Annotated in this window: 22 protein-coding genes; 11 read left to right on the top strand and 11 right to left on the bottom strand. The window is 64.8% G+C overall.

Annotation, left to right across the window (positions count from 1 at the left end; genetic code table 11):
* Positions 1 to 33: 33 nt before the first annotated feature.
* A complete protein-coding gene (locus tag AC07NV_RS21265; RefSeq protein WP_495168380.1) occupies positions 34 to 1,122 on the top strand; it encodes a PA0069 family radical SAM protein in 1,089 nt (362 codons plus the stop codon).
* A gap of 58 nt (positions 1,123 to 1,180) precedes the next feature.
* On the top strand, positions 1,181 to 1,471 hold the full coding sequence (locus AC07NV_RS21260; RefSeq protein WP_495168379.1) for a GIY-YIG nuclease family protein: 291 nt from the start codon (positions 1,181 to 1,183) through the stop codon (positions 1,469 to 1,471).
* Between the two features lie 45 nt (positions 1,472 to 1,516).
* On the opposite strand, the gene AC07NV_RS21255 is transcribed toward AC07NV_RS21260, so the two are convergent.
* From AC07NV_RS21255 to tpiA, 11 genes are all read right to left on the bottom strand, one after another.
* A complete protein-coding gene (locus AC07NV_RS21255) occupies positions 1,517 to 3,121 on the bottom strand; it encodes a long-chain fatty acid--CoA ligase (RefSeq protein WP_495168512.1) in 1,605 nt (534 codons plus the stop codon).
* Between the two features lie 102 nt (positions 3,122 to 3,223).
* On the bottom strand, positions 3,224 to 3,634 hold the full coding sequence (locus tag AC07NV_RS21250; protein WP_495168378.1) for a GFA family protein: 411 nt from the start codon (positions 3,632 to 3,634) through the stop codon (positions 3,224 to 3,226).
* Between the two features lie 10 nt (positions 3,635 to 3,644).
* Positions 3,645 to 7,133 carry a DNA polymerase III subunit alpha gene (dnaE, locus tag AC07NV_RS21245; RefSeq protein WP_495168377.1) on the bottom strand — a complete coding sequence of 1,163 codons (3,489 nt, stop codon included), beginning with the start codon at positions 7,131 to 7,133 and terminating at the stop codon, positions 3,645 to 3,647.
* Positions 7,134 to 7,274: 141 nt separating this feature from the next.
* Complete coding sequence (locus tag AC07NV_RS21240) at positions 7,275 to 7,751, bottom strand: glutathione peroxidase (RefSeq protein WP_495168376.1); 477 nt, start codon at positions 7,749 to 7,751, stop codon at positions 7,275 to 7,277.
* Positions 7,752 to 7,778: 27 nt separating this feature from the next.
* Positions 7,779 to 8,456 (bottom strand): ABC transporter ATP-binding protein, encoded by a 678-nt coding sequence (locus AC07NV_RS21235; RefSeq protein WP_495168375.1) that lies wholly within the window; start codon positions 8,454 to 8,456, stop codon positions 7,779 to 7,781.
* A complete protein-coding gene (locus AC07NV_RS21230) occupies positions 8,449 to 9,699 on the bottom strand; it encodes a lipoprotein-releasing ABC transporter permease subunit (RefSeq protein WP_495168374.1) in 1,251 nt (416 codons plus the stop codon). The genes AC07NV_RS21235 and AC07NV_RS21230 overlap by 8 nt, the downstream gene beginning before the upstream one ends.
* Before the next feature lie 377 nt (positions 9,700 to 10,076).
* Entirely contained in the window at positions 10,077 to 10,676 is a 600-nt protein-coding gene (locus AC07NV_RS21225; RefSeq protein WP_495168373.1) for a GNAT family N-acetyltransferase, read from the bottom strand.
* Positions 10,677 to 10,867: 191 nt separating this feature from the next.
* On the bottom strand, positions 10,868 to 11,551 hold the full coding sequence (locus AC07NV_RS21220) for a Crp/Fnr family transcriptional regulator (protein ID WP_495168372.1): 684 nt from the start codon (positions 11,549 to 11,551) through the stop codon (positions 10,868 to 10,870).
* 25 nt (positions 11,552 to 11,576) lie between these two features.
* Complete coding sequence (gene pyrG, locus AC07NV_RS21215; protein ID WP_495168371.1) at positions 11,577 to 13,208, bottom strand: CTP synthase; 1,632 nt, start codon at positions 13,206 to 13,208, stop codon at positions 11,577 to 11,579.
* A 108-nt stretch (positions 13,209 to 13,316) separates the two neighbouring features.
* The gene (secG, locus tag AC07NV_RS21210; RefSeq protein ID WP_495168370.1) at positions 13,317 to 13,760 is read right to left on the bottom strand and encodes a preprotein translocase subunit SecG; all 444 of its coding nucleotides are present in this window, start codon (positions 13,758 to 13,760) and stop codon (positions 13,317 to 13,319) included.
* A 197-nt stretch (positions 13,761 to 13,957) separates the two neighbouring features.
* Positions 13,958 to 14,707 (bottom strand): triose-phosphate isomerase, encoded by a 750-nt coding sequence (gene tpiA, locus AC07NV_RS21205; RefSeq protein ID WP_495168369.1) that lies wholly within the window; start codon positions 14,705 to 14,707, stop codon positions 13,958 to 13,960.
* A gap of 202 nt (positions 14,708 to 14,909) precedes the next feature.
* On the opposite strand from tpiA, the gene AC07NV_RS21200 reads away from it, so the two are divergent.
* The 9 genes from AC07NV_RS21200 (at position 14,910) to AC07NV_RS21160 (ending at position 24,149) form a co-directional block, all read left to right on the top strand.
* Complete coding sequence (locus AC07NV_RS21200) at positions 14,910 to 16,835, top strand: SurA N-terminal domain-containing protein (RefSeq protein ID WP_495168368.1); 1,926 nt, start codon at positions 14,910 to 14,912, stop codon at positions 16,833 to 16,835.
* 5 nt (positions 16,836 to 16,840) lie between these two features.
* Positions 16,841 to 18,358, top strand: a complete 1,518-nt coding sequence (trpE, locus tag AC07NV_RS21195; RefSeq protein ID WP_495168367.1) for an anthranilate synthase component I — start codon at positions 16,841 to 16,843, stop codon at positions 18,356 to 18,358.
* 35 nt (positions 18,359 to 18,393) lie between these two features.
* A complete protein-coding gene (locus AC07NV_RS21190; RefSeq protein ID WP_495168366.1) occupies positions 18,394 to 19,473 on the top strand; it encodes an alpha/beta fold hydrolase in 1,080 nt (359 codons plus the stop codon).
* 115 nt (positions 19,474 to 19,588) lie between these two features.
* Entirely contained in the window at positions 19,589 to 20,179 is a 591-nt protein-coding gene (locus AC07NV_RS21185) for an anthranilate synthase component II (RefSeq protein ID WP_495168365.1), read from the top strand.
* On the top strand, positions 20,176 to 20,709 hold the full coding sequence (locus AC07NV_RS21180) for a YcxB family protein (protein ID WP_495168364.1): 534 nt from the start codon (positions 20,176 to 20,178) through the stop codon (positions 20,707 to 20,709). The genes AC07NV_RS21185 and AC07NV_RS21180 overlap by 4 nt, the downstream gene beginning before the upstream one ends.
* Entirely contained in the window at positions 20,706 to 21,704 is a 999-nt protein-coding gene (gene trpD, locus AC07NV_RS21175; RefSeq protein WP_495168363.1) for an anthranilate phosphoribosyltransferase, read from the top strand. The genes AC07NV_RS21180 and trpD overlap by 4 nt, the downstream gene beginning before the upstream one ends.
* A complete protein-coding gene (gene trpC / locus AC07NV_RS21170; protein WP_495168362.1) occupies positions 21,701 to 22,495 on the top strand; it encodes an indole-3-glycerol phosphate synthase TrpC in 795 nt (264 codons plus the stop codon). The genes trpD and trpC overlap by 4 nt, the downstream gene beginning before the upstream one ends.
* A complete protein-coding gene (moaC, locus tag AC07NV_RS21165; RefSeq protein WP_495168361.1) occupies positions 22,492 to 22,962 on the top strand; it encodes a cyclic pyranopterin monophosphate synthase MoaC in 471 nt (156 codons plus the stop codon). Before trpC ends, moaC begins: the two co-directional genes overlap by 4 nt.
* The gene (locus AC07NV_RS21160; protein ID WP_495168360.1) at positions 22,959 to 24,149 is read left to right on the top strand and encodes a molybdopterin molybdotransferase MoeA; all 1,191 of its coding nucleotides are present in this window, start codon (positions 22,959 to 22,961) and stop codon (positions 24,147 to 24,149) included. The genes moaC and AC07NV_RS21160 overlap by 4 nt, the downstream gene beginning before the upstream one ends.
* Position 24,150 lies beyond the last annotated feature (1 nt).

The raw sequence follows: 24,150 nt of genomic DNA, 5'->3' as shown, positions 1-24,150 counted from the left end.
TATTTGTTCCTATCGGTGCGATATCTTCCGTCGGTGGAATCAAGCAAACCCCTCCCCCCGATCGCGGGCCGCGGTGCCCCGACCAATTTGCGACCAACACGCACCGGATCGGCCGAGCGCGTCGCAGACGGCGACTGGCTCGACGCCGCGGAAGAGATCGATGGCGAAGCGCCGCGACTCCGCACCACCGTCACGGTCGAGCACCCCAAGACGATCATCTCGCGCAACACATCGCCCGACATCGGTTTCGACCGCTCGATCAATCCCTATCGCGGCTGCGAGCATGGCTGCATCTATTGCTTTGCGCGCCCGACCCACGCCTTTCACGACCTGTCGCCGGGGCTCGATTTCGAAAGCCGGTTGTTCGCCAAACCCGATGCGGCAAAGCTGCTCCGCATCGAACTCGCCAAACGCAACTATAGGGTCGCGCCGCTCGCGATCGGCACCAACACCGACGGTTACCAGCCGATCGAGCGCGAATGGGGCATCACCCGTTCGATCGTCGAGGTTCTCGCCGAAACGCGGCACCCGCTGATCATCACGACCAAGTCCGACCGGCTGCTGCGCGATATCGACCTGCTCGCCGATATGGCGCGCGACAATCTGGTCGGTGTCGCGGTTTCGGTGACGACGCTCGACCCGCACGTCGCGCGCACGCTCGAACCGCGCGCCCCGCACCCGCGCCGGCGGCTCGCCGCGATCCGCAAGCTGATCGATGCCGGCGTGCCGACGCAGGTCAATATCTCGCCGATCATCCCCGCGATCACCGATCACGAGATCGAGGCGATCATCGCCGCCGCCGCGGCATCCGGCGCGATTCGTGCGTCCTACATCCTGATGCGCCTGCCCCATGAAGTCGCGCCGCTGTTCCGCGCCTGGCTCGCCGCGCATTATCCCGACCGCGCCGACAAGGTGATGCACATGGTGCAGGACATCCGCGGCGGCCGCGACAACGACCCCAATTTTCACACGCGCATGAAGGGGCAAGGCGTCTGGCCACAGCTGATCCGTCAACGCGTGACGCGCGCCGCGCGCGAACATGGCATGGATAGACGCTTCCCGCCGCTCCGCAGCGACCTGTTCCGCCCGCCCGAACGCGACGGGCAGATGGAACTGTTCTAACAGCCATATCCGTCGCCCCCGCGAAGGCGGGGGCCGCTGGCAGCATGGAGCGACCTCGATGAGGCAAGCCTATGTCTACATCATGACCAACAAACCGGTGGGTATTCTCTACGTTGGCGTAACGGCCGATCTCCCTGCCCGAATATTCGCACACCGGTCCGGAACCGGCTCTGAATTTTGCAAGAAATGGGGCTTGGTGCTTTTGGTTTATGCCGAGCCATTTGACCGGATCAACGAAGCAATCATCCGCGAGAAGGCTTTGAAAAAATGGAATCGCGTTTGGAAGCTAAGGCTGGTTTCGGAAGCCAACCCCGAATGGATTGATCTGTTTGAAGGCCTCAACGCCTGATCTCCGCGGCTAGCGGCCCCCGCCTTCGCGGGGGCGACCTTCGTCTTACGCCCCCACCAGCGACTTCAGCTTGTAATTCTTGTAATCGTCGCGGATCTGGCGCTTCAAAATCTTGCCGGTGGCGGTATGCGGCAGCTCATCGACAAAGACGATCTCGTCGGGCAGCCACCATTTGGCGACCTTGTCCTTCAGATAATCGACGATCGCCGCCTCGCTTGCCTCGGCCCCCGGCTTTTTGACGATCAACAGGATCGGCCGCTCGTCCCATTTGGGGTGATAGACGCCGACCGCAGCGGCCTCCTGCACACCCGGCGCACCCACCGCGGCGTTTTCGAGCTCGATCGAACTGATCCATTCGCCGCCCGACTTGATGACATCCTTCGCGCGGTCGGTGATCTGCATGACCCCGTCGGGGTGCAGCACCGCGACGTCGCCGGTGTCGAACCAGCCGTCGGCATCGGCCGCATCTTCATCGGCCTTGAAATAGCGCTGAATGATCCACGGCCCGCGGCATTGCAGCCGTCCGCTCGTCACCCCGTCGCGGGGCAGGACATGGTCCTCGTCATCGACAATCCGCAGTTCGACGCCGAATGGCGGGCAGCCCTGACGGCACACGATATCGACCTGTTCGTCGAAGCTCAGATCGTCCCAGTTCCATGGGCGCTTGCCCATCGTCCCGATCGGGCTCGTTTCGGTCATTCCCCATGCGTGGCCAACCGCGATCCCCGCCTTCATGAACCGCTCGATCATCGCACGCGGCGCCGCGGACCCGCCGATGATCACCCGTTCCAGCTTGCCATAACCGATGCCCGTCGCGTCCATATGCGCGAACATCGCAATCCATACCGTCGGCACCCCGGCGCTGTGGGTCACACCCTCGTCCTGCATCAGGTCGCACAGCACCTGGGCGTCGTTGGTTGCCGAAAACACCAGCTTTGCGCCGACCGTCGCCGCCGCGAAAGGCACGCCCCAGCTGTTGGCATGGAACATCGGCACGATCGGCAGGATCACGCTGCGGTTCGACAGGCCAAATACGTCGGGCTGAATCTCGGTGATCGCGTGGATGACGTTCGAACGATGCTCATACAGCACGCCCTTCGGATTGCCTGTCGTTCCGCTGGTATAGCAAAGCCCGACCGGATCGCGCTCGTCGAGGCGGACCCATTCGAAACTGCCGTCCTCGGCATCGATCAGGTCGCGATAGGAAAGATAGCCTTCGCGTGCCGGGGCGTCGAACAGGATGAAATGCTCGACCGTCGGAAGCTGGCTCCGCAACCGTTCGACGATCGGCAGGAACATCGCGTCGAACAACAGCACGCGGTCTTCGGCATGGTTGATGATATAAACGAGCTGCTCGTCGAACAGCCGCGGGTTCACCGTGTGAAGCACCCCGCCAAGGCCTGCGCTGCCGTACCAGCTGACGAGATGGCGGGCGTGGTTCATCGCCAGCGTCGCGATGCGATCGCCTTTGCGTATCCCCAGCTTCGTCATCGCCGCTGCAAAGCGGCGCGCGTCCTGTCCGACTTCACCCCAGGTGGTTCGGGTGACGCTACCGTCGGCCCAGCGCGAGACAATCTCGCGCGTCGCGTGCTCGCGTGCAGCATGGTCGATCAGGCTGGTCACCAGCAGTGGCTGACCCTGCATTCCCATCATGTAGCATCCTCTATTCTATCGTTGCGCTCTAGGAATAAGGTCGGAGACGAACCGCGCGCAAGGCAAAACCGAGCGTGCCGAGGCCGAACCGCCCGGATTTCAACCGGGAAGGCCGTCCATATGCGGGATATCGCCCAGATCGGTGTCCCAATCGGCCCGGCTTGCGCAGCAAATATGGGCGGTCGGGCGGATCTCGACCGGGCCATCAAGGCTCCCCGCCGGAACGACGAGCAATGCACCGCCCATCCGCACGCCGGGAAGCGCGGAACCGCAGGTCCTGCAGAAACTGCGCTCGTGCCGCGTGCCGGGCAATTGGTAGGAGGCGACATTCTCCTCGCCCGACAGCCAGGCGATCGTCGCGTTCGTGGCGAACAGATTGGCCCCATGCGCCGATCCGCTGTTCTTGCGGCATCGCGAGCAATGACACAGGAAAAACGCATCGAAATCGCCCGATATTTCGAACTGCGCGATGTTGCAAAGGCAACTGCCCGGGGTCTTGCGTGTCGTCATGATGTCCCGACTACCGCACCCGGAATTCGCGCGGAGCGACGAGCGACAAGGCGGATTCGGTCACCCCCGCCACCATTTCGAGGCGCGACACCGTATCGGGGCCGAGTGCGAAACGGCGACCCAGTTCGACATGAAGATCATCACCGGTCAGAGGATCGGCCGTTGCGATCACGACCCTTCCGCGCGCATCGTCGCGCTTTTCGAGCAAGCGGACGATCTCTTGAATCGCGTCCGGCACCTCGACCCGGCACGTCAGTTGAAGCGCAGCGGTCGCGGCAATATCGGCCAGCGGCTGGGCACCGCGAACCGTGACGCGCGGCGTCTCTTCGCCCTCCAGCAAGTCGAGTTCGACAGCCAGGATCGCACAGCCGCCATCGACTGCCAGCGCCTCGAGAATCTTGCCCGCCTGTTCGTCGAAACAACTCGACTGAAACTGCCCGCTGCGGTCGGAGAGCGTCAGGTTGAGGAAACGATTACCGCGCTGCGACACGCGCGGCCGTGCGCTTTCGACCATTCCCGCCATCGTCATCGGGATACGTGTGCCGGGTGTCATTTCGACATTGGCGCAAATCTCGCCATAGCTGCGCGCGCCGCGCGCCACGACGATCGCTTCATATTGCTCGACCGGATGCGCCGAGAAATAGAATCCGAACGCTTCCTTCTCGCGCGTCATCCGCTCGGCAAGCGTCCAGGGTTCGGCGGCCGCCAGTTGCAGCGCGGGCGCGATATCGACATCGCCGCCGAACAATCCGCCCTGCCCCGTCGATCGTTCGTGCGCCGAATTGTTCGCGCAGGCAAGCAGGCTTTCGGCGCCGGCATAAGCGCGCGGCCGGTCGGGTTCGATACAGTCGAACGCTCCCGCGGCCGCCAGCGCTTCGATCTGGCGCCGGTTGAGCAGCTTCGGGTCGATACGGTTGGCGAAATCGTCGAGCGAACCAAAATCGCCCTTGGCATGGCGTTCGACGGCGAGCGCTTCCATCGCCCTTTCGCCCACCCCCTTGAGCGCGCCGAGCGCATAACGAACCGCGAGCCCATCGTCGCTTCGTCCGACCGAAAAGTCGGCCTCGCTGTCGTTGACCGACGGGGGCGCGATCGCAATGTCGAGCCGGCGCATGTCGTCGATGAAGATCGAGAGCTTGTCGGTCTGATGGCTGTCGAACGACATCGATGCCGCAAAAAATTCGTGCGGATAATGCGCCTTCAACCAAGCCGTCTGGTACGACAGCAGCGCATAGGCGGCCGCGTGGCTCTTGTTGAAGCCATAGCCCGCAAATTTGTCGATCAAGTCGAACAGTTCGTTCGCGGCCTTCGGGTTGATATTGTTATGCTCGCCACAGCCCTTGACGAAGGTGTCGCGCTGCGCGTCCATCTCGGCCTGGACCTTCTTGCCCATCGCGCGGCGCAAAAGGTCGGCGCCGCCGAGGCTGTAGCCCGCCAGGATCTGCGCGGCCTGCATCACCTGTTCCTGATAGACGAAGATGCCATAGGTTTCGGCGAGGATGCCTTCGAGCAAGGGATGCGGATAGGCGATCGCCTCGCGGCCGTTCTTGCGCGCGCCGAACAGCGGAATATTGTCCATCGGCCCCGGGCGATACAGCGCAACGAGCGCGATGATGTCGCCGAAATTGGTCGGTTTCACCGCCGACAGCGTGCGCCGCATCCCTTCGGATTCCAGCTGGAACACCCCGACCGTCTCGCCGCGCTGGAGCAGTTCGTAAACGCCCGTATCGTCCCACGCGAGCGTGTCGAGATCGACGTCGATTCCGCGCAGCGCGAGCAGGCGGCGCGTTTCGCGAAGCACCGACAGCGTCTTGAGCCCGAGAAAGTCGAACTTCACCAGCCCCGCGCTCTCGACATATTTCATGTCGAACTGCGTCACCGGCATGTCCGAACGCGGATCGCGATAGAGCGGGACGAGCTGGTCGAGCGGGCGGTCGCCGATCACCACGCCCGCGGCGTGGGTCGAACTGTGCCGCGGCAGGCCTTCCAGCTGGCGCGCCATATCGAACAGGCGGCGCACCCCGTCGTCCTGCTTATACTCGGTCATCAGCTCGGCCACGCCGTTCAGCGCGCGTTCGAGCGTCCACGGGTCGGTCGGATGGTTCGGCACCAGCTTGGCCAGCCGGTCGACCTGCCCATAGCTCATCTGGAGCACGCGCCCGGTGTCCTTGAGCACCGCACGCGCCTTCAGCTTACCGAAAGTGATGATCTGCGCGACGGTATCGCGGCCGTATTTCTCCTGCACATAGCGGATCACCTCGCCGCGCCGCGTTTCGCAGAAATCGATGTCGAAGTCGGGCATCGACACGCGCTCGGGGTTGAGGAAGCGTTCGAACAGCAGGCCGAGCTTGAGCGGGTCGAGATCGGTGATCGTCAGCGCCCAGGCAACGACGCTACCCGCACCCGAACCACGCCCCGGACCCACCGGAATATCGTGATTCTTCGCCCATTTGATGAAGTCGGCAACGATCAGAAAGTAACCGGGGAAACCCATCTGGACGATGACCCCGACCTCGAAATCGAGGCGGTCGATATAGGTCTGGCGCTCCTCATCGGACAGATCGGGATAATGGGTCAGCCGGGCATCGAGCCCGTCGCGCGCGTCGCGCGCAAGCTGCGCGGCTTCGGCTTCGCGGTCGCCGGCCAGGCTCGGGAGGATCGGATTGCGCTTCGGCGCCATGAAGGCGCAACGCTGCGCGATGACGAGGCTGTTGCGCATCGCCTCGGGCAGATCCGAAAACGCATCCTCCATCGCTTCGGCGGGCTTCAGCCATGCTTCGGGGCTGGAAACGCGGCGGTCCTCGCTTTCGACATAGGCCGACTGTGCGATGCACAGCATCGCGTCGTGCGCGGGATGGAACTGCGGTTCGACGAAGCTCGCGGGGTTGGTCGCGACCAGCGGCAGCGCGCGCGTATAGGCCATCTCGATCAACGCCTTTTCGGCGGCCGCCTCGGTGTCATCGCTGCGGCGCGACAGCTCGATGTAGAGCCGTCCGGCGAACAAGGCTTCGAGCTGTTCGACATAATCGTTCGCAGCGGTGACCTGCTCGCCCGCAAGCAAACGCGCCAGCGCGCCTTCGCCACCGCCGGTCAGGCAGATCAGCCCGTCGGTCTTGCCCGCCAGCGACCCGAGCGTCACGTGCGGATCGAGCTCGACCGGACGGCCGAGATGCGCGTCCGACACGAGCGCGCAGAGATTGTTGTAGCCAGTCTCGTCCTGCGCATAGAGCGCCAGCCAGTCGATCAGCGGCGCGCCGTTCGCCAAGCGCTGTCCGGGCCGAGCGACGCTGAGCAGCGCCCCGACCACCGGCTGCACTCCCGCCGCCTTGCACGCATCGCCGAACGCCATCGCGCCATAAAGCCCGTTGCGATCGCAGATCGCGATCGCCGGAAATCCGCGGTCGCGCGCGGCTTTCGCAATCGCTTTCGGTTCGATCGCCCCTTCGAGCATCGTGTAGCTGGAAAAGACGCGAAGGGGGACAAAGGGGCTGAAGGCCATCGAATGACGCTATGCGGGTGCGATGATTCGGGGAAGCAAAGAGTGACGCAATTATAAAACCCGTCGCCGCCGCGAAGGCGGGGGCCGCTATCGGCGTAGTGCAAGGTTGCCAGCGGCCCCCGCCTTCGCGGGGGCGACGGGTCAGCCCAGCAGTTCCTCGATCTCTTTGCGCAATTGATCGGGCTTCGTCGTCGGCGCGTGGCGCGACACCGTCTTGCCGTTCCGGTCGACGAGGAATTTGGTGAAATTCCATTTGATCCCACTGCCGAGCAGACCGGTCTTTTCCTTCTTCAGATGCTTGAAGATCGGATCGGCATCGTCGCCGTTGACGTCGATCTTGGCCATCAGCGGGAAACTGACATCATAGGTCAGCGAACAGAAGTTCGCGATTTCGGCCGCATCGCCGGGTTCCTGCGCCCCGAACTGGTTGCACGGAAAGGCAAGGATCTCGAGCCCGCGATCCTTATAGTCGCGGTACAGCTCTTCCAGCCCTTCATATTGCGGGGTGAAGCCGCATTTCGACGCGGTGTTGACGATCAGCAGCACCTTGCCGCGGTAATCGGCCAAAGATTGCGCGCCGCCGCCGGGCAGTTTCGCCGAAAGATCGTACAAAGCCATAATCCGTCCCCTTCTGGTCGCGCGAGCCTACCCCTCGATCCGCCCGTCATGCAAGCGCAGCACGCGGTCCATCCGCGCGGCAAGCCGTTCGTTGTGCGTCGCGACCAGCGCCGCCGAGCCATGATCGCGGACAAGGCTGACGAACTGGTCGAACACCTTGTCGGCGGTCGCCTCGTCGAGATTGCCCGTCGGCTCGTCGGCGAGCACCAGCAAGGGCCGGTTCGCCAGCGCCCGCGCCACCGCGACGCGCTGCTGCTCGCCGCCCGACAGCTTGCTCGGCTTGTGATGCAGTCGTTCCCCCAGCCCCAGCCGGCCAAGCAGGTCGGCGGCGCGTTCTTCGGCCTCGGCCTGCCCCGCGCCGCGGATCAACTGCGGCAGCACGACATTCTCGATCGCGTTGAAATCGGGGAGCAGGTGATGGAACTGATAGACGAAGCCGACCTTTTCGCGCCGCGTCTTCGTCCGTTCGCCCTGATCATATTGGGTGACGTCATGGCCGTCGATCTGGATCGTGCCCTGAAACCCGCCTTCGAGCAGACCGACGGCTTGCAGCATCGTCGACTTGCCCGATCCCGACGGCCCGAGCAGCGCGACGATTTCGCCGCGCTTCAGATGCGCATCGACACCGCGCAGCACGTCGATCGTCACGTCGCCCTGCGTGAAGCTGCGCTTGAGCGCGCGAAGCTCGAGGATCATGTCACTCATAACGCAGCACCTGTACCGGATCGGTATTGGCCGCCTTGAGCGCCGGATAGAGCGTCGCGAGGAAGCTGAAGACGATGGCCATCACCGCAATCCCGGTGATTTCGAACGGATCGGGCTTCGACGGCAGTTCGGTGAGGAAGCGGATCGAGGGGTCCCACAAAGGCTGGCCGGTCAGAAACTCGACCCCGCGCAACACGCCGGCGCGAAAATAGAGCAGCCCGAAACCGAAGGCCATGCCCATCAGCGTCCCCGCAACCCCGATCGACAGGCCGATCGCCATGAAGATGCGCATCACCGCGTCGCGCGGCGCGCCCATGGTGCGGAGGATCGCCATGTCGCGCGTTTTGGCGCGCACCAGCATGATCAGCGACGACACGATGTTGAACGCCGCGACGAGCACGATCAGCGACAGGATCACGAACATCGCGACGCGCTCGATCGACAGCGCCTCGAACAGGCTGGCGTTCATTGACCGCCAGTCGGAGATCACCGCCTGCGCCGCCACCTTTTCGGCGAGCGGCCGCAATATCTCGCCGACCTTGTCGGGGTCGGTGACCTTGACCTCGATCATCCCGATCTGGTCGCCGGTGAGCAGGAGCAATTGCGCATCCTCCATCGGCATCACCACATACGCCTTGTCGAAATCATAGACGCCGATCTCGAAGACCGCCGAAACGCGATAGCTGATCTCGCGCGGCACGGTGCCGAACGGCGTCGAGCGGCCCGCCGGATTGATGATCGTGATATTCGATCCCACCGTCGCGCCCATATTGCGCGCTAGTTCGCTACCGATCGCGACATTGCCCGAATTGGGGGTCAGCGTATCGAGGCTGCCCTGCAACACCTTGCCGCCCAGCGTCTCGTTCTTGCGGATGTCGGGAACGGTCATTCCGCGCACCAATATGCCCTCGACGCGGCCGTTGAAGGTCGCAAGCAGGGGCTGTTCGATCAGCGGTGTCGCCGACACGACCCCCGGGGTCGCCTTCGCCTGCTTCAAAACGCCTTGCCAGTCGTCGAGGCGGCCGCCGAAGCCCTGCACCACCGCATGGCCGTTCAACCCGACGATCTTGTCGAACAGATCGGCGCGCACGCCGTTCATCACGCTCATCACGATCACCAGCGCCGCAACGCCCAGCGTGACCGCGATAAAGCTGAACGCTGCCGCGACGAAGATGAACCCTTCGCCGCGCTGCGGAAGCATATAGCGTTTGAAGATGGTGCGCTCATAGGGACGCAGGATCATGGGGCGGTGTGCCTTTGCGGCGCATGGGGAAGGACACGCATGCCCGCCGCTTTACGCAGCGCCGACACCGCTGGCAATGGGTGCAGCGCGGGCATCCAGCTGCGAGCGATTCGCAAAATATGTTGCCCATAGGCCACAGCGCCCGGCAAAAGCGGGGCCGAATGCCCGTGAGAGGGTGACAAAGCACCCCCTACGACCTACCCCACAGCTTCTGGTTCAACGCGGCCCAAAGGCCCGGCTCCAGGGAGTGCAAGCCTTTCGCCGGGCTTGCAACAAAGGGGGATGGCGAGTGTTCGTCACAGGCGCCCGGGTCTCGGAAACGAGGCCCGGGCGTTGTGATTCAAGGTTTGGGCGATCTGCGTTGCAAACAGGAACAGCTAGACATGTTGGCGAACCCAGCATCGGGTCAACATGATCGGCCGGAATCCCAGCTTGGCATACAGGTGCCGCGCCTGCTCGCCGACCAGCGCGCCAAGGAACACGCAGACGCAACCTTGCGCCTCCAGCAGGGCCGAGAAATGCGCAATCATGGCGGATGCCATTCCCCGCTGCCGATAGGCAGGCAGCGTGAACAGATCCTCGATCATCCCGGCGCCCGATGGGGCTTTCGCCATCGCACCATAGGCGACAGCTTCTCCCCCGATGCGCGCGAGATGAAAGCGGTAAGGCCCGTCCTTTGCGCGATATCCCGCCACGATAGCATCGGTGACATCGGCTGATAGGACAACGCCGCCGGTCCGCGCGCCCTCTTCATGATCGCGGCGCACCAGCGCGGCCAATGCCCCCCACTCCGCCTCCGTGGTGATCGGCGCAATATCGCTGCCCGGCGCGGCATGGAGTTGCCGGTCAAGGACCATCTGGATGACCGCCTGCTGTTCGACATATCCGTCGAGCGCAAGGCGGGCGGCAAAGGGTTCGGGGGTGAAAGGATCGGTGTGAACCACACGCCACGAGCTGTGCGCAAGATGACGGTCCATGCTGGCAAAGAGCGCTTCAATCTCATCCGGGCGCTCTGCCGTTATCGCATCGGCATGGTTCGCATCCCAAACATCCGGATGCGCTACGCTCGCAACGATCCTGCCATATGGTGTGTCGATGACCTCATGGCCGAGCCCTCTTTGCCAGCGATAAGCCTCGATGACCCTTATCGCTTCCATAAGCCGCCCGCTCAGCTCTCGCTTTCGCTGATATCCTCGAGCATGTCGGTATCGAGCACCCGCACCCGCCCTTGCTCAAGCGAAATGACCCCCGACTCCTCCCAGCTTCTCAGCTGGCGGTTGATATGTTCGCGGCTCATGCCGGCAAAATTGCCGAGTTCGGTCTGGCTCAGTTCGACGCGGTGCGTCGCCTCGACATCCTTGCGGATCAGCCGCTTGAGATAGCGCGCAAGACGCGGGCCGGAGGCGTAGGCGCGATCGCTTTCGATCGTCTGGTCGGCAGTGCGCAACCGCCGTGCGAGTTGCTGCATCAGCGACCATGCGAAGTCGGGATGGCTCGCGGCGAAATCGCGCAGCGCGTTGCGGCCGAGTTGCAGCGCACTCCCGGCGCTCGTCGCAGTCACCGAAGCGGTGCGCTCGCCGCCGTCGAGCAGCGCAATCTCGCCCAGCACCGCACCCGGTTCGGCATAGGCAAGCACGATCTCGCGCCCGCCCGAGGTCAGCATGGACACGCGCGCGGTGCCTTCGGTCAGGATCAGCATCATGTCGCCCGGGTCGCCCTGGACGAGCAATTCCTTGCCCTTGACGAAATTCACCTGCACCGCGCGGCTGGCGATCTGGGCCCAATCTTCGATCGAAAGCCCGGAAAAAATGCTGTCAGGGCCTTGCAGCTCGGCGAGTCTCGCGTGATCCATGCCCTAAATCCCTTTTCGTGCCGTGTCAGACCAACCGGCTCTGTTTCACCGCCGCTTCGATGAAACCCGCAAACAAGGGATGCGGATCGAAGGGCTTCGACTTGAGCTCGGGATGGAATTGCACGCCGATAAACCACGGATGGTCGGGACGCTCAACGATTTCCGGCAGCGTGCCGTCGGGCGACATGCCCGAAAAGACGAGTCCGCCCTTCTCCAGGCTCTCGCGATAGGCCCCGTTGACCTCGTACCGGTGACGATGGCGTTCGCTGATGTCGTTCGCGCCATAGATGCTCGCGACATGGCTGTTCGGCGACAATTTCGCTTCATAGGCGCCGAGCCGCATCGTGCCGCCCAGATCGGTGTCGGCACCGCGCTTTTGCAGGCCTTCGGCGCTCATCCATTCGGTGATCATGCCGACGACGGGCTCGTCGGTCTTGCCGAATTCGGTGCTCGACGCGCCTTCGATCCCGCTCGTGTTCCGCGCGGCTTCGACGCACGCCATCTGCATGCCCAGGCAGATGCCAAAGAAAGGCACGTTACGCTCACGCGCGAACCGCACGCTCGAAATCTTGCCTTCCGACCCGCGCTCGCCGAACCCGCCGGGCACCAAAATGCCGTGCATCGGTTCCAGATTGGCGGCCAGATCCTCGTCACGCTCGAACATTTCGGCGTCGAGCCAGCGAATATTGACCTTCACCCGGTGCGCCATGCCGCCATGAACCAGCGCCTCGTTCAGCGATTTATATGCATCGGGCAGCGATACATATTTGCCGACGACGCCGATCGTCACTTCGCCTTCGGGATGCTGCTTGCGATCCATGATGTCGTACCAGCGCGACAGGTCGGGCGCGGGCGCATCCTTGATACCGAACGCGTGCAGCACTTCGCTGTCCAGCCCCTCCCCATGATATTGGACCGGGACCGAATAGATGCTGTCGGCGTCGAGCGCAGGAATCACCGCTTCCTTGCGGACGTTGCAGAATTGCGCGATTTTCGCGCGCTCGCTCTCGGGCAGCGGTTTTTCGCAGCGGCAGAGAAGGATATCGGGCTGGACGCCGAGCGAGGCAAGTTCGCGCACGCTGTGCTGCGTCGGCTTGGTCTTCAGTTCGCCCGCCGCCGCGATGTACGGCACCAGCGTGACATGGACCGAAATCGCGTTTTCGCGGCCGACTTCATTCTTGAGCTGACGGATCGCCTCGATGAACGGCAGCGATTCGATATCGCCGACGGTTCCGCCGATCTCGCACAATACGAAATCGAGGTCGTCGGTCTGCGCGCGTGCGAACGCCTTGATCTCGTCGGTGACGTGCGGGATGACCTGGACCGTCGCGCCCAGATAGTCGCCGCGGCGTTCCTTGGTGATGATGTCGCGATAGATGCGGCCCGAGGTCACATTGTCGCTCTGCCGCGCGGCAACGCCGGTAAAGCGCTCGTAATGGCCCAGGTCGAGGTCGGTTTCGGCCCCGTCGTCGGTCACATAGACCTCGCCATGCTGATAGGGCGACATCGTGCCCGGATCGACATTCAGATAGGGATCGAATTTCCGGATACGGACACGATAGCCACGCGCTTGCAACAAAGCCGCGAGGCTAGCCGCCATCAAACCTTTGCCAAGCGAGGAGACCACGCCGCCGGTGATAAAAATGAACCGCGCCATGGGAGGAAAGACTTACTCAACAGGAGGGGGACGGCGCAAGCCGTCGAATCGCATCCGGCGGAATTTATTTCCGCCGGGCGGGATGAAGTTGGAGGCCGAAGCCGCCGGTTATTTTTTGGCGGGCGGAGCCTGCGCCGGCGCCGGTGCGGCGTTCTGGCTTGCCGCTGCGGCAGCGGCCGCCAACGGATCATCGCTCGCCGGAACCGGTGCCCCGTTTGCGGGAGCGCCCTGCGCCGGGCCCATGAGGGACGAGGCCGGCGCTGCGCCGCTCGTCTGCGCGGCTTTCGACAGCGAGGTATCGATCGTCGAACCGCTGCGGCCGACCGAGGCCATGGCTGCAAGGACGATCGACAGCGCGACAAAGGCCGTCGCGAGGATCGTCGTCGCCCGGGTCATGAAATCCGCCGCACCGCGCGCCGAAAGCAGGCCCGCAGGGCTGCCGCCGACGCCCAGACCGCCACCTTCCGACTTCTGCATCAAAATGACGCCGATCATCACCGCAGCGACGAGCGCTTGCAGGACGAGGATGAAGGTGAAGAGACTGGACATCATATTTTCCCGAACTTGCGCGGCCTCAAACGAACCGTGCCCGCGGCGCACATAGAGACGAAGGCGCTGCGCTTCAAGCCATAGCCTGCTTCACTAGGCTTCCAATCCCGTTCGTGTCGAGCGAAGTCGAGACACCGGTAAGGCATGCGCTGACGATGGGCATCTCGACTTCGCTCGATACGAACGAGGTATATATAGCCTCACCCTAACACCGCAGCAGCCGAAACAATCGGCACGAATTTGGCCGCCGTCAGGCTTGCACCGCCGACCAGCGCGCCGTCGACGTCGCCCGCATCGAGCAGTTCGGCTGCGTTGTCGCCGTTAACCGACCCGCCGTAAAGAATGCGCATATCGCCAGCCGCGTCGTCGAAGCGCGCGGCCAGTGCTCCGCGGATCGCGCCGTGCATCGCCGCCACATCGGCAACGGTGGGCACGAGACCGGTGCCGATCGCCCAGATCGGCTCGTAAGCGATAGCGAGTCGCTGCGGATCGAAACTGTCCGGCACCGATCCCGCGATCTGCGCGAGCACATAATCGATAGCATCGCCCGATTCGCGGACCTCGCGCGGCTCACCCACACACAGGATCACCGACAGTCCGGCGGCGAGCCCCGCCTCGGCCTTCGCCCGCACCTCCGCATCGCTCTCGCTAAAACCTTCGCGCCGCTCGCTATGGCCGACGATCACCACGCGCGCGCCGATATCGGCGAGCATCGGGGCCGCGACCGATCCGGTGAAGGCGCCCGACGTTGCGCTGTGGCAATCCTGTCCACCGACCGCCGCCCCCGGGGCCGCCGCGACCATGGCGCCGATCAGCGTGAAGGGCGGACAGAGCGCGACATCGACCGTCGGATGCCCCGCCGCTGCGGAAAAAATGGCCTGCGCCTCGCCTACGGCGTTCGACAGGCCGTTCATTTTCCAGTTGCCGACCACATATTTGCGCCGTGCCATTGCCCTGTCTCTCCCGCTGTTCGAATGATGCCCGTGCCCTAGCGGCGCGCGGGGGCGATAGGCAAGCCGCGTTGCATGGACATGAAAAGCCCCTTTCCAGCCTTGATGCGACACCGCCTCCCGCCTAAAGCAGCGCGCAACCGCGCTTAACCCGCGCCCTGCCGGAAAGAATGCCCGTTCCATGATTACCGCTATCCGCGCCATGTTTTCTTCGACGATCGGGAAGTTTCTCGCGCTCGGCTTCGTTGTCCTTGTCGGGCTTGCCTTTGCGCTTGGCGATGTGACCGGCAACTCGAGCTTTGGCGGGATCGGCGGCGCCAATGTCGCCAAGGTGGGCAGCGAAGATATCGGCATCGGCGAATTGCGCGAACGCGCCCGCCAGGCCTTTAATCAGGCGCGGCAGCAGCAGCCCGGCATGACGATGGCGTCCTTCGTCGAATCGGGCGGCCTCGATCAGGTGCTCGATCAGCTCGTCGAGGGCCTCGCCTTCGACCAGTTCGCAACCGAAATGGGTTTCAGCGTCAGCAAACGCCTGATCGACGGCCGCATCGCCGACCTGCCCGCCTTTGCCGGCGTGTCGGGAAAATTCGACCAGAAGGTCTTCGAGAATTTCCTGCGCCAGAACGGCATGACCGAAACCCAGCTTCGCCGCGACCTGCGCCAGCAGTTGCTGATCGAGCAGCTCGCCGCGCCGATCGCGATGATGCCGCGCATCGGACTCGGGATGGCCCGGCCCTATGCCGCCCTCTTGATGGAGCAGCGCCGCGGGCAGGCCACCTTCATTCCCGCCAGCCCCTTCGCACCGGCGGCCGACCCCGGCGACGCCGTGCTTCGCAAATATCTCGCGCAAAATACCGCGAAGTTCACCGTCCCCGAACGCCGCGTGATTCAATATGCGCAGTTCGATCGCAGCGCCGTTCCCGTCCCTGCGGTCACCGACGCCGAAATCGCCAAGGTCTACAAGGACAAGGCCGCCCAATTTGCCGCAAGCGAAACGCGCCGCTTCTCGCAGGTGATCGTCCCCGACCAGGCCGCGGCAAACAGCCTCGCCGCCAAGGTTCGCGCCGGGACCCCGCTGGCGACGGCCGCGCAGGCCGCCGGCCTGTCGGCTTCGACCACCAGCGACCTCACCCAGTCGGCCTATGCGGCGACGAGCAGCGCCGCAGCCGCCAAGACGGCATTTGCTGCCAAGCGCGGCGATCTGATCGGCCCGACACAGACCGGCCTTGGCTGGACCGTCGCACGCGTCGACGAAGTCACCGTTCGTCCGGCCCGCAGCCTCGCCGACGCCAGCGCCGAAATCCGCACCGAGCTTGGCAAGAACAAGGCGAACGAGGCGATCGTCGACTATTATAACGCGATCCAGGACGCTGTGAACGGCGGCGCGTCGATCGAAGAAGTCGCCGCCGACCGCAAGCTTCAGCTCGTCGAAACGCCCGCGCTGCTTCCCAGCGGCCGCGCCCCCGGCCAGCCCGCTTTCACACCCGCGCCTGAACTCGCCCCGCTGGTCGCACAGGCCTTCCAGGCCGCCGGCGAAGGCGAAGGCCATATCGCGACACTCGTCGAGAACGAGAAATTTGCCGTCTATGCGGTGAAGACGATCGTCGCCGCAGCGCCGCCGCCCTATGCCCAGATTCGCGGCAATCTGCTCAGCGAATGGCGCTTTGCCGAGGGGCAGAAGGTCGCGCGCGACAAGGCGCGTGCGATCGTGAAAGCGGTCGAGGGCGGCAAGAGCCTCGCCGATGCGGTCGCCGCCGCCGGCCCGAACATCGGCAGCGCGCAGACGATCGGCGGCCTCCGCGCCGAACTCGGTGCGGGGGGCAAGCCCGTCCCGCCCGAACTCGCCCTGCTCTTCTCGATGGCCAAGAACAGCGTGAAGACGCTCGAAATCCCCGGCAATCGCGGCTGGATGGTCATCGCGCTGACCGACGTCCAGCGCCCCGATCCGAAGGCGATCGAACCGCAACGCGTCGCCGCGATCGCCCAGCCGCTCGCGCCGGCTTTCGGCAACGAGCTGATCGAACAGCTCGCCGCCGAAGCGAAGCGCCGCGTCGGAGTAAAAATCAACAAAGACCTCGTCACCAAGCTGCGCGGCGAACTGTCCGGCACCACGCCGGTCGCCGAATAAGGTCGGTGAGCCTCGAGGGCAAAGCCGCAGCGCTCGAAGCGCTGGCGAAGGGGCGCGGCGCGGTCGTCTGGCAACGGCTGATCGCCGATATCGAAACCCCGGTGTCGGCAGCACTCAAGCTGATCGAACCCGGGCGCGGCGACTGGGTGCTCGAATCGGTCGAAAGCGGCGAAACGCGCGGACGGTACAGCCTGATCGGCCTCGACCCCGACCTGATGTTCGAGGTCACCGGCGACGCGGCGCGGATCAACCGCGACTGGCGCCACGATCGCGAAGCCTTCCAGCCGCTCGCGACCCCGGCGCTGCAGGCGCTGCGCGATCTCGTCGCCGAATGCCGCTTCGACGTCCCCGAAGGGCTGCCCAAGGCGCTCGCAACGCTCGTCGGCTTTTTTGCCTATGAAACCATCGGCCTTGTCGAGCGCATCCCGCGCGCGCCGGGTGCCGGCCTCGGCCTGCCCGACATGGTGTTCGTGCGCCCGACGACGATCCTCGTTTTCGACCGCCTCGCCGATGAATTATATCTGATCGCGCCGATCTGGCCCGACACGGACGCGCCGATCGACCGCATGATCGACGCGGCAAAGGACCGGCTGGAGACCATCGCCGCGCGCCTGTCGCGCGTCAGCGCCCATGCCGACCGCGCCCTCACCGACGCGCAGCCCGGCGATATCGGCCCGAACGCCGCGACGACGCCCGCCGAGTTCGCGTCGATGGTGGCCAAGGCAAAAGACTATATCGCCGCGGGCGATATCTTTCAGGTCGTGCTGTCGCAGCGTTTCTCGACCCCCTTCGACCTGCCGCCGTTCGATCTCTATCGCGCGCTCCGGCGGATCAACCCCTCGCCCTTTCTCTATTTCCTCGACCTGCCCGGCTTCGCGCTGATCGGTTCGTCGCCCGAGATCCTCGTCCGCGTCCGCGACGGCGAAATCACCATTCGCCCGATCGCCGGCACGCGTCCGCGCGGCCGCACCGGTGCCGAGGATGTCGAGAACCGCGAGAGCCTGCTCGCCGATCCCAAGGAACGCGCCGAGCATCTGATGCTGCTCGACCTCGGCCGCAACGACGTCGGCCGCGCAGCGGTCGGCGGCAGCGTCGTCGTCACCGACAGCTACACGGTCGAATTCTACAGCCATGTCATGCACATCGTGTCGAACGTCATCGGCCGCATCGCGCCCGACAAGGACGCGATCGACGCGCTGTTCGCGGGCTTTCCCGCAGGCACGGTCAGCGGCGCGCCCAAGGTTCGCGCGTGCCAGATCATCGCCGAGCTCGAGGCCGACGCGCGCGGGCCTTATGCCGGCGGCGTCGGCTATTTCGCCCCCGACGGCAATATGGACAGCTGCATCGTGCTGCGCACCGCGATCGTCAAGGACGGCGAAATGCATGTGCAGGCCGGCGCCGGCATCGTTGCCGACAGCGATCCCGCCTATGAACAGCGCGAATGCGAAGCCAAGGCCGGCGCGCTGTTCACCGCGGCGCGCGAAGCGGTGCGGCTCGCCGGAACGCCGGGGTACGGGCAATAGCTTGACCTGATCCCGGCGGGCGCTAGCGTCCCGCCATGCCCAAACGCCTCCTCGCCCCGCTCGCCCTTCTGCTCGCCAGCGTCAGCCCTGCCCACGCAGAACCCTATCGCTTCAGCGTCGACGGCGCCGCCGGGGTCGATGCCGTCTTGGCCGACTTCACCTTCGCAAGCGGCGAAAAACTGCCCGAACTCACCCTCCGCTACATCACGCTCGGCAGCCCGCAATATGATGCCAAGGGCGACGTCATAAACGCCGTGATGATTCTTCACGGCACCGGCGGCACCGGAAAGCAGTTTTTCCAGCCGCAGTTCGCCGACGAGCTGTTCGGTCCCGGTCAGCCGCTCGACACCGCCAGATATTACATCATCCTGCCCGACAATATCGGCCATGGCGGCTCGTCGAAGCCCAGCGACGGGCTGCGCATGAAATTCCCGCGCTACGACTATGCAGACATGGTCGATGCCCAGTACCGGCTGCTCACCGAGAAGCTCGGCGTGAAGAAGCTGAAGCTGATTCTCGGCACCTCGATGGGGTGCATGCACGCGTTTATCTGGGGCGAGAAGCATCCCGGATTCGCCGAAAAGCTCGCGCCCTTCGCGTGCCTGCCGGTGGAGATTGCGGGCGAAAACCGCATGTGGCGCACGCTGTCGATCGACGCGATCAAGGCCGATCCGCTCTGGAAGGGCGGCGATTATCAGGAACCGCCGGCGGCGGGACTGCGCACCGCAGCGTCGCTCAGCATGATTGCGGGCGCCAACCCCTACGCGCTGCAGGCGCAATATCCGACGCGCGAAGCGGCCGAGAAGTACAAGGACGAAGCCTTCGCCCGCACCTACGGCCGCAATGATGCCAATGACGTGATTTATCAGCTCGATAGCTCGCGAACCTACAATCCCTGGCCGAATCTCGAAAAGATCAGGGTGCCGGTGCTGTGGATCAATTCGGCCGACGATTTCATCAACCCGCCCGCTTACGGGATCACCGAAAAGGCGGCGGCGCGCATGCCGACCGCGAAATTCATCCTGATCCCGGCAAGCCCTGAAACCAAGGGCCATAGCACGCATACCTGGGCGAAATTCTGGAAGGCCGATCTGGCAAAGCTGATGGCGCAGTAAAGGCCTGCCTCTCGATATGGCGCCATCCCGGCGGAGGCCGGATGCGAAGTTGGGTTTGGTGCGCGAAAAGCTTCTATCCCTTCCCCCTCCACCGCAAAATCGTTAGAGCGCCCCCATGATCCTCGTCATCGACAATTACGACAGCTTCACCTTCAACCTCGTTCACTATCTGATCGAGTTGGGGGCGGATGTGCGCGTCGAGCGTAACGATGCGCTGACCGCCGCCGACGCGCTCGCCAGCGGCGCCGACGCGATCCTGATCTCGCCCGGCCCCTGCACGCCCAACGAAGCGGGAATCAGCCTCGACCTCGTCGCCGCCTGCGCAGAGGCGCAGCGGCCGCTGCTCGGCGTTTGCCTCGGCCATCAGGCGATCGGCCAGCATTTCGGCGGCACGGTCCAGCGCGGCCACCTGATGCACGGCAAGACCTCGCCCGTTTGCCACGATGGCAGCGGGCTCTACGCCGGTTTGCCCTCGCCGTTTCAGGCCACGCGCTATCACAGCCTCGAGGTCGTCGATATTCCGGCCAGCCTCGTCATCAACGCCACCAGCGACGATGGCGCGGTGATGGGATTCCGCCACGCCGAACTGCCGATCCACGGTGTACAATTCCATCCCGAAAGCATCGCGACCGAGCATGGCCACGCGATGCTCGCCAATTTCCTTAGCCTGGCGGGGTTGCCGGTCAGCGCGCGGAAAGCGGCGTGAACGGGCAGTTCGACCTTCAAGTCAGCGAAGCGGACCTACTGACCGCCTATCGCGCCCACTATCCGCTTTTCCCCAAGAGCAAGGTCGCCATTGGCGCGCTGTTTGTCCTGCTTTTGGGGGCGAGTCTCGCGCTTTGGGACAGCCCGGCGGACGCACGTCATGCCGCCGTACTGGCGGGCGGGCTGCTGCTCTGGATGGTATTTCTGCTTTTGGCGATCCAGCTCGTCATGCGCCGCTGGTGGATGCCGCGCTTTACCCGGCGCATCTACGCCCAGCAGGCGGACCTTCGTATACCCTATACGCTTCGCTGGGACGAAAACCGGCTCAACATTGCCAACGCCAACAGCACCGGCGATGTCGCATGGGGCGATCTTCATCAATGGCTGCGCACCGACGGCATGCTGCTGATCTATCGGTCCGAAGCGCTGTTCCACATCATTCCCTTGCACGATGCGGCGGCCGGGCGCGCGGCCGATGCCATAACCGCCCGGCTCGAACAGGCGGGTGTATCCCGAAAGAAGTCTTCATGAGCCGTTTCGGCCCCTTTCCCGACCCGTCGGAGCTGCTCGACGATGACGAGGCCGCCGCGGCCTTTGCGACGATGCTCGACGGCGGCGCGAGCGATGAACATATCGCCGAATTCCTGAGTGCGCTGTCCGATCGCGGCGAGACGATGGTCGAAATCGCCGCCGCAGCGCAGGCGATGCGCGACCGGCTGATTCCCATCGACGCCCCCGCGGGCGCGATCGACGTCTGCGGCACGGGGGGCGACGGCCATCACACGCTCAACGTCTCGACCGCGGTGGCCATCGTCGTCGCCGCCTGTGAAGTTCCGGTAGCAAAGCACGGAAATCGTGCAGCTTCTTCGAAATCGGGTGCCGCCGATACGCTCGAGGTGCTCGGGCTCGACATGGATCGTGCTTCGCGCCTGGCCGAGGCCCAGCTCGCCGACCTCGGTATCTGCTTCCTCTTCGCGGCGCACCACCATCCGGCGATGAAGCGCATCATGCCGATCCGCAAGGCGCTCGGGCGACGAACGATCTTTAACCTGATGGGCCCCCTTGCCAATCCGGCGCGCGTCACGCGCCAGCTCATTGGCATCGCCCGGCCCGCTTATGTCCCCGTCTATGCCGAAGCGCTCCACCGGCTCGGAACCGAGCATTCGCGCGTGATTTCGGGCGACGAGGGCATCGACGAGCTATCGCTCGCGGGCGGCAACGAGGTCGCCGTCATCACCCCCGAGGGCGTGCGGATGCAACGCAGTACCGCCGCCGATGCCGGGCTGCCGACGCGCCCCATCGCGGATATCCGCGGCGGCGACGCGGCATATAACGCCCGTGCCCTGCGCGCCCTGCTTCAGGGCGAAGCGGGTGCCTATCGCGACGCCGTGCTCTACAATGCCGCCGAGGCGCTCATCGTCGCCGGCTCTGTCGACAATCTGGTCGACGGCGTCGAAGAGGCCGCCGAGACCATCGACAAGGGCCTCGCCAACGCGCTGCTCAATTGCTGGATCGCCTATAAATGAACAAGCTCACCCAAATCCTCGCCACCAAGGCCGATGAAGTCGCCGAACGGCGCGCGCGGCGCTCGCTCGGCGAACTCGACGCCGTCGACGCGGGCCCGGTGCGCGGATTCGCTGCGGCCTTACAGGCGAAGATCGATGCCGGCGGCTTTGCGCTGATCGCCGAGGTAAAGAAAGCTTCGCCATCCAAGGGGTTGATAAGACCCGATTTCGATCCGGCGAACCATGCGCGGGCTTATGCGGCGGGCGGCGCGGCCTGCCTGTCGGTGCTTACCGACGCGCCCTATTTTCAGGGCCATGAAGATTATCTGATCGCCGCACGGGCGGCCTGTGCCCTGCCCGCACTCCGCAAGGATTTCATGGTCGATCCGTGGCAGGTCGCCGAAGCCCGCTCGATCGGTGCCGATGCGATCCTGATCATTGTCGCGGCCCTCGACGACGGCCCGATGCGCGAGATCGAGGCCGCCGCGATCGAACGCGGCATGGATGTCCTCGTCGAAGTCCATGACGAGGCCGAGCTCGACCGCGCGCTCGCCCGGCTTCAATCGCGCCTGATCGGCGTGAACAACCGCGATTTGCGCACGTTCGAGACCGATCTCGCCGTCACCGAACGCCTCGCAAAGCGCGTCCCGCCCGGAACGCTGCTCGTCGGCGAAAGCGGCATCGCGAGCCACGCCGACTGCGAAAGACTCGCGGAAAGCGGCGTCCGCACCTTCCTCGTCGGCGAAAGCCTGATGCGTCAGGACGACGTCACGGCGGCAACGCGCCGCCTGCTGACCGGCGCAGCGGCGTGACGCGGCCGACGCATCTCGACGAGACCGGGGCTGCGTCGATGGTCGATGTCGGCGCCAAGCCTGCCACGCAGCGGCGCGCGGTCGCGGGCGGACGTATCACCATGTCAGCGCAAGCCCTCGAAGCGGTCCGCAGCGGCAATGCGCCAAAGGGCGATGTCCTTTCGACCGCGCGAATCGCCGGGATCATGGCGGCGAAACGGACCGCCGAGCTGATCCCCCTGTGTCATCCGCTCGCCTTGACCAAGGTCGGGGTCGATTTCGCATGGGAAGAAAGCGGCATCGCCGTCACCGCAACCGCCGCGACCACGGGCCCGACCGGGGTCGAAATGGAAGCGCTGACCGCGGCATCGGTCGCACTCCTTACGCTCTATGACATGGCGAAGGCCCTCGACCGTGCGATGGTGCTTGGCGATATCCGCCTGCTCGAAAAGAGCGGCGGGCGCTCGGGCGACTGGCGCGCCGAATGACCGGCCTGCTCCCGGTTGAAGAAGCGCAGGCACGGCTTCTCCGGCTGCGCGAGCCCCTCGCGAGCGAAAATATCGGTCTTTCCGAGTCGCTTGGGCGCTATCTTTCAGTCGATGTCGTCGCGCAGCGCGACCAGCCTGCCGCGCCTCTGTCGGCGATGGACGGCTATGCGATCCGCTTTGCCGACCTGCCCGGCCCATGGACCGTCACGGGCGAAATCGCGGCCGGCGCCGCGCCCGACCGGACGGTGCAGCCGGGCGAAGCCATGCGTATCTTTACCGGCGCGATGCTGCCGGATGGGGCCGACACCGTCATTGTCCAGGAAGATGTGACGCTCGTGGACCGGCAATTGCGGTTAACCGGCGATGGCCCCGGGATCTCGGGCCGCCATATCCGGCTGCGCGCCGCCGATTTTGCCGCCGGTGCAACGCTCCTGCCCGCGGGGACACGCCTCACACCGGGCGCCATCGCCGCAGCGGCAATGAGCGGTGCGGGGCAGCTCGCCGTTGGCAGGCGGCCGCGCGTTGCGATCCTGACCACCGGCGACGAGCTCGTCCAGCCGGGCCGTCCGCTTGCGCCCGGACAGATTCCCGACAGCAATGGCGCGATGCTCGCCGCAATGCTTCAGGGCGACGTCGCCGAGGCGATCCTGCCCCACCATATTCGCGACGACAGGGATATACTTTCCAAGATTCTCAAGGATCTGGCGCGACGTCACGACGTCATCGTAACCGTCGGCGGGGCGTCGGTGGGCGATCACGACCATGTCCGCGGCGCGCTCGAAGATGCCGGCGGACGCATCGATTTCTGGCGAATCGCAATGCGCCCCGGCAAACCGCTGATCGCCGGAACGATCGGCGATGCCATATTGGTCGGCCTGCCCGGCAATCCTTCGTCGGCCTTTGTCACCGCCACGATGTTCCTTTTGCCGCTCGTCCGCCACCTCGCCGGTGCGCGCGATCCGCTGCCCGCGGTTCACCGCGCGCCGCTCGCCGAACCGCTGCCGGCGGGCGGAACCCGCCGCGATTATCTGCGTGCGCGCCTGGAAAACGGGCGTTTGATACCCTTTTTCGGGCAGGAGAGCGGGCGGACCCTGCCGCTCGCGTCGGCCAACGCCTTGCTGATCCGCGACATCGACGCACCGCCGCGCAGCGCGGGCGAGATGGCGGACTATATCGTCGTCGCTTGAC

The sequence above is a fragment of the Sphingopyxis sp. GW821-FHT10B01 genome, assembly GCF_059415685.1.
The sequence above is the reverse complement of the archived record's forward strand: the minus strand, read 5'-3'. Positions and strand labels throughout refer to the sequence as shown.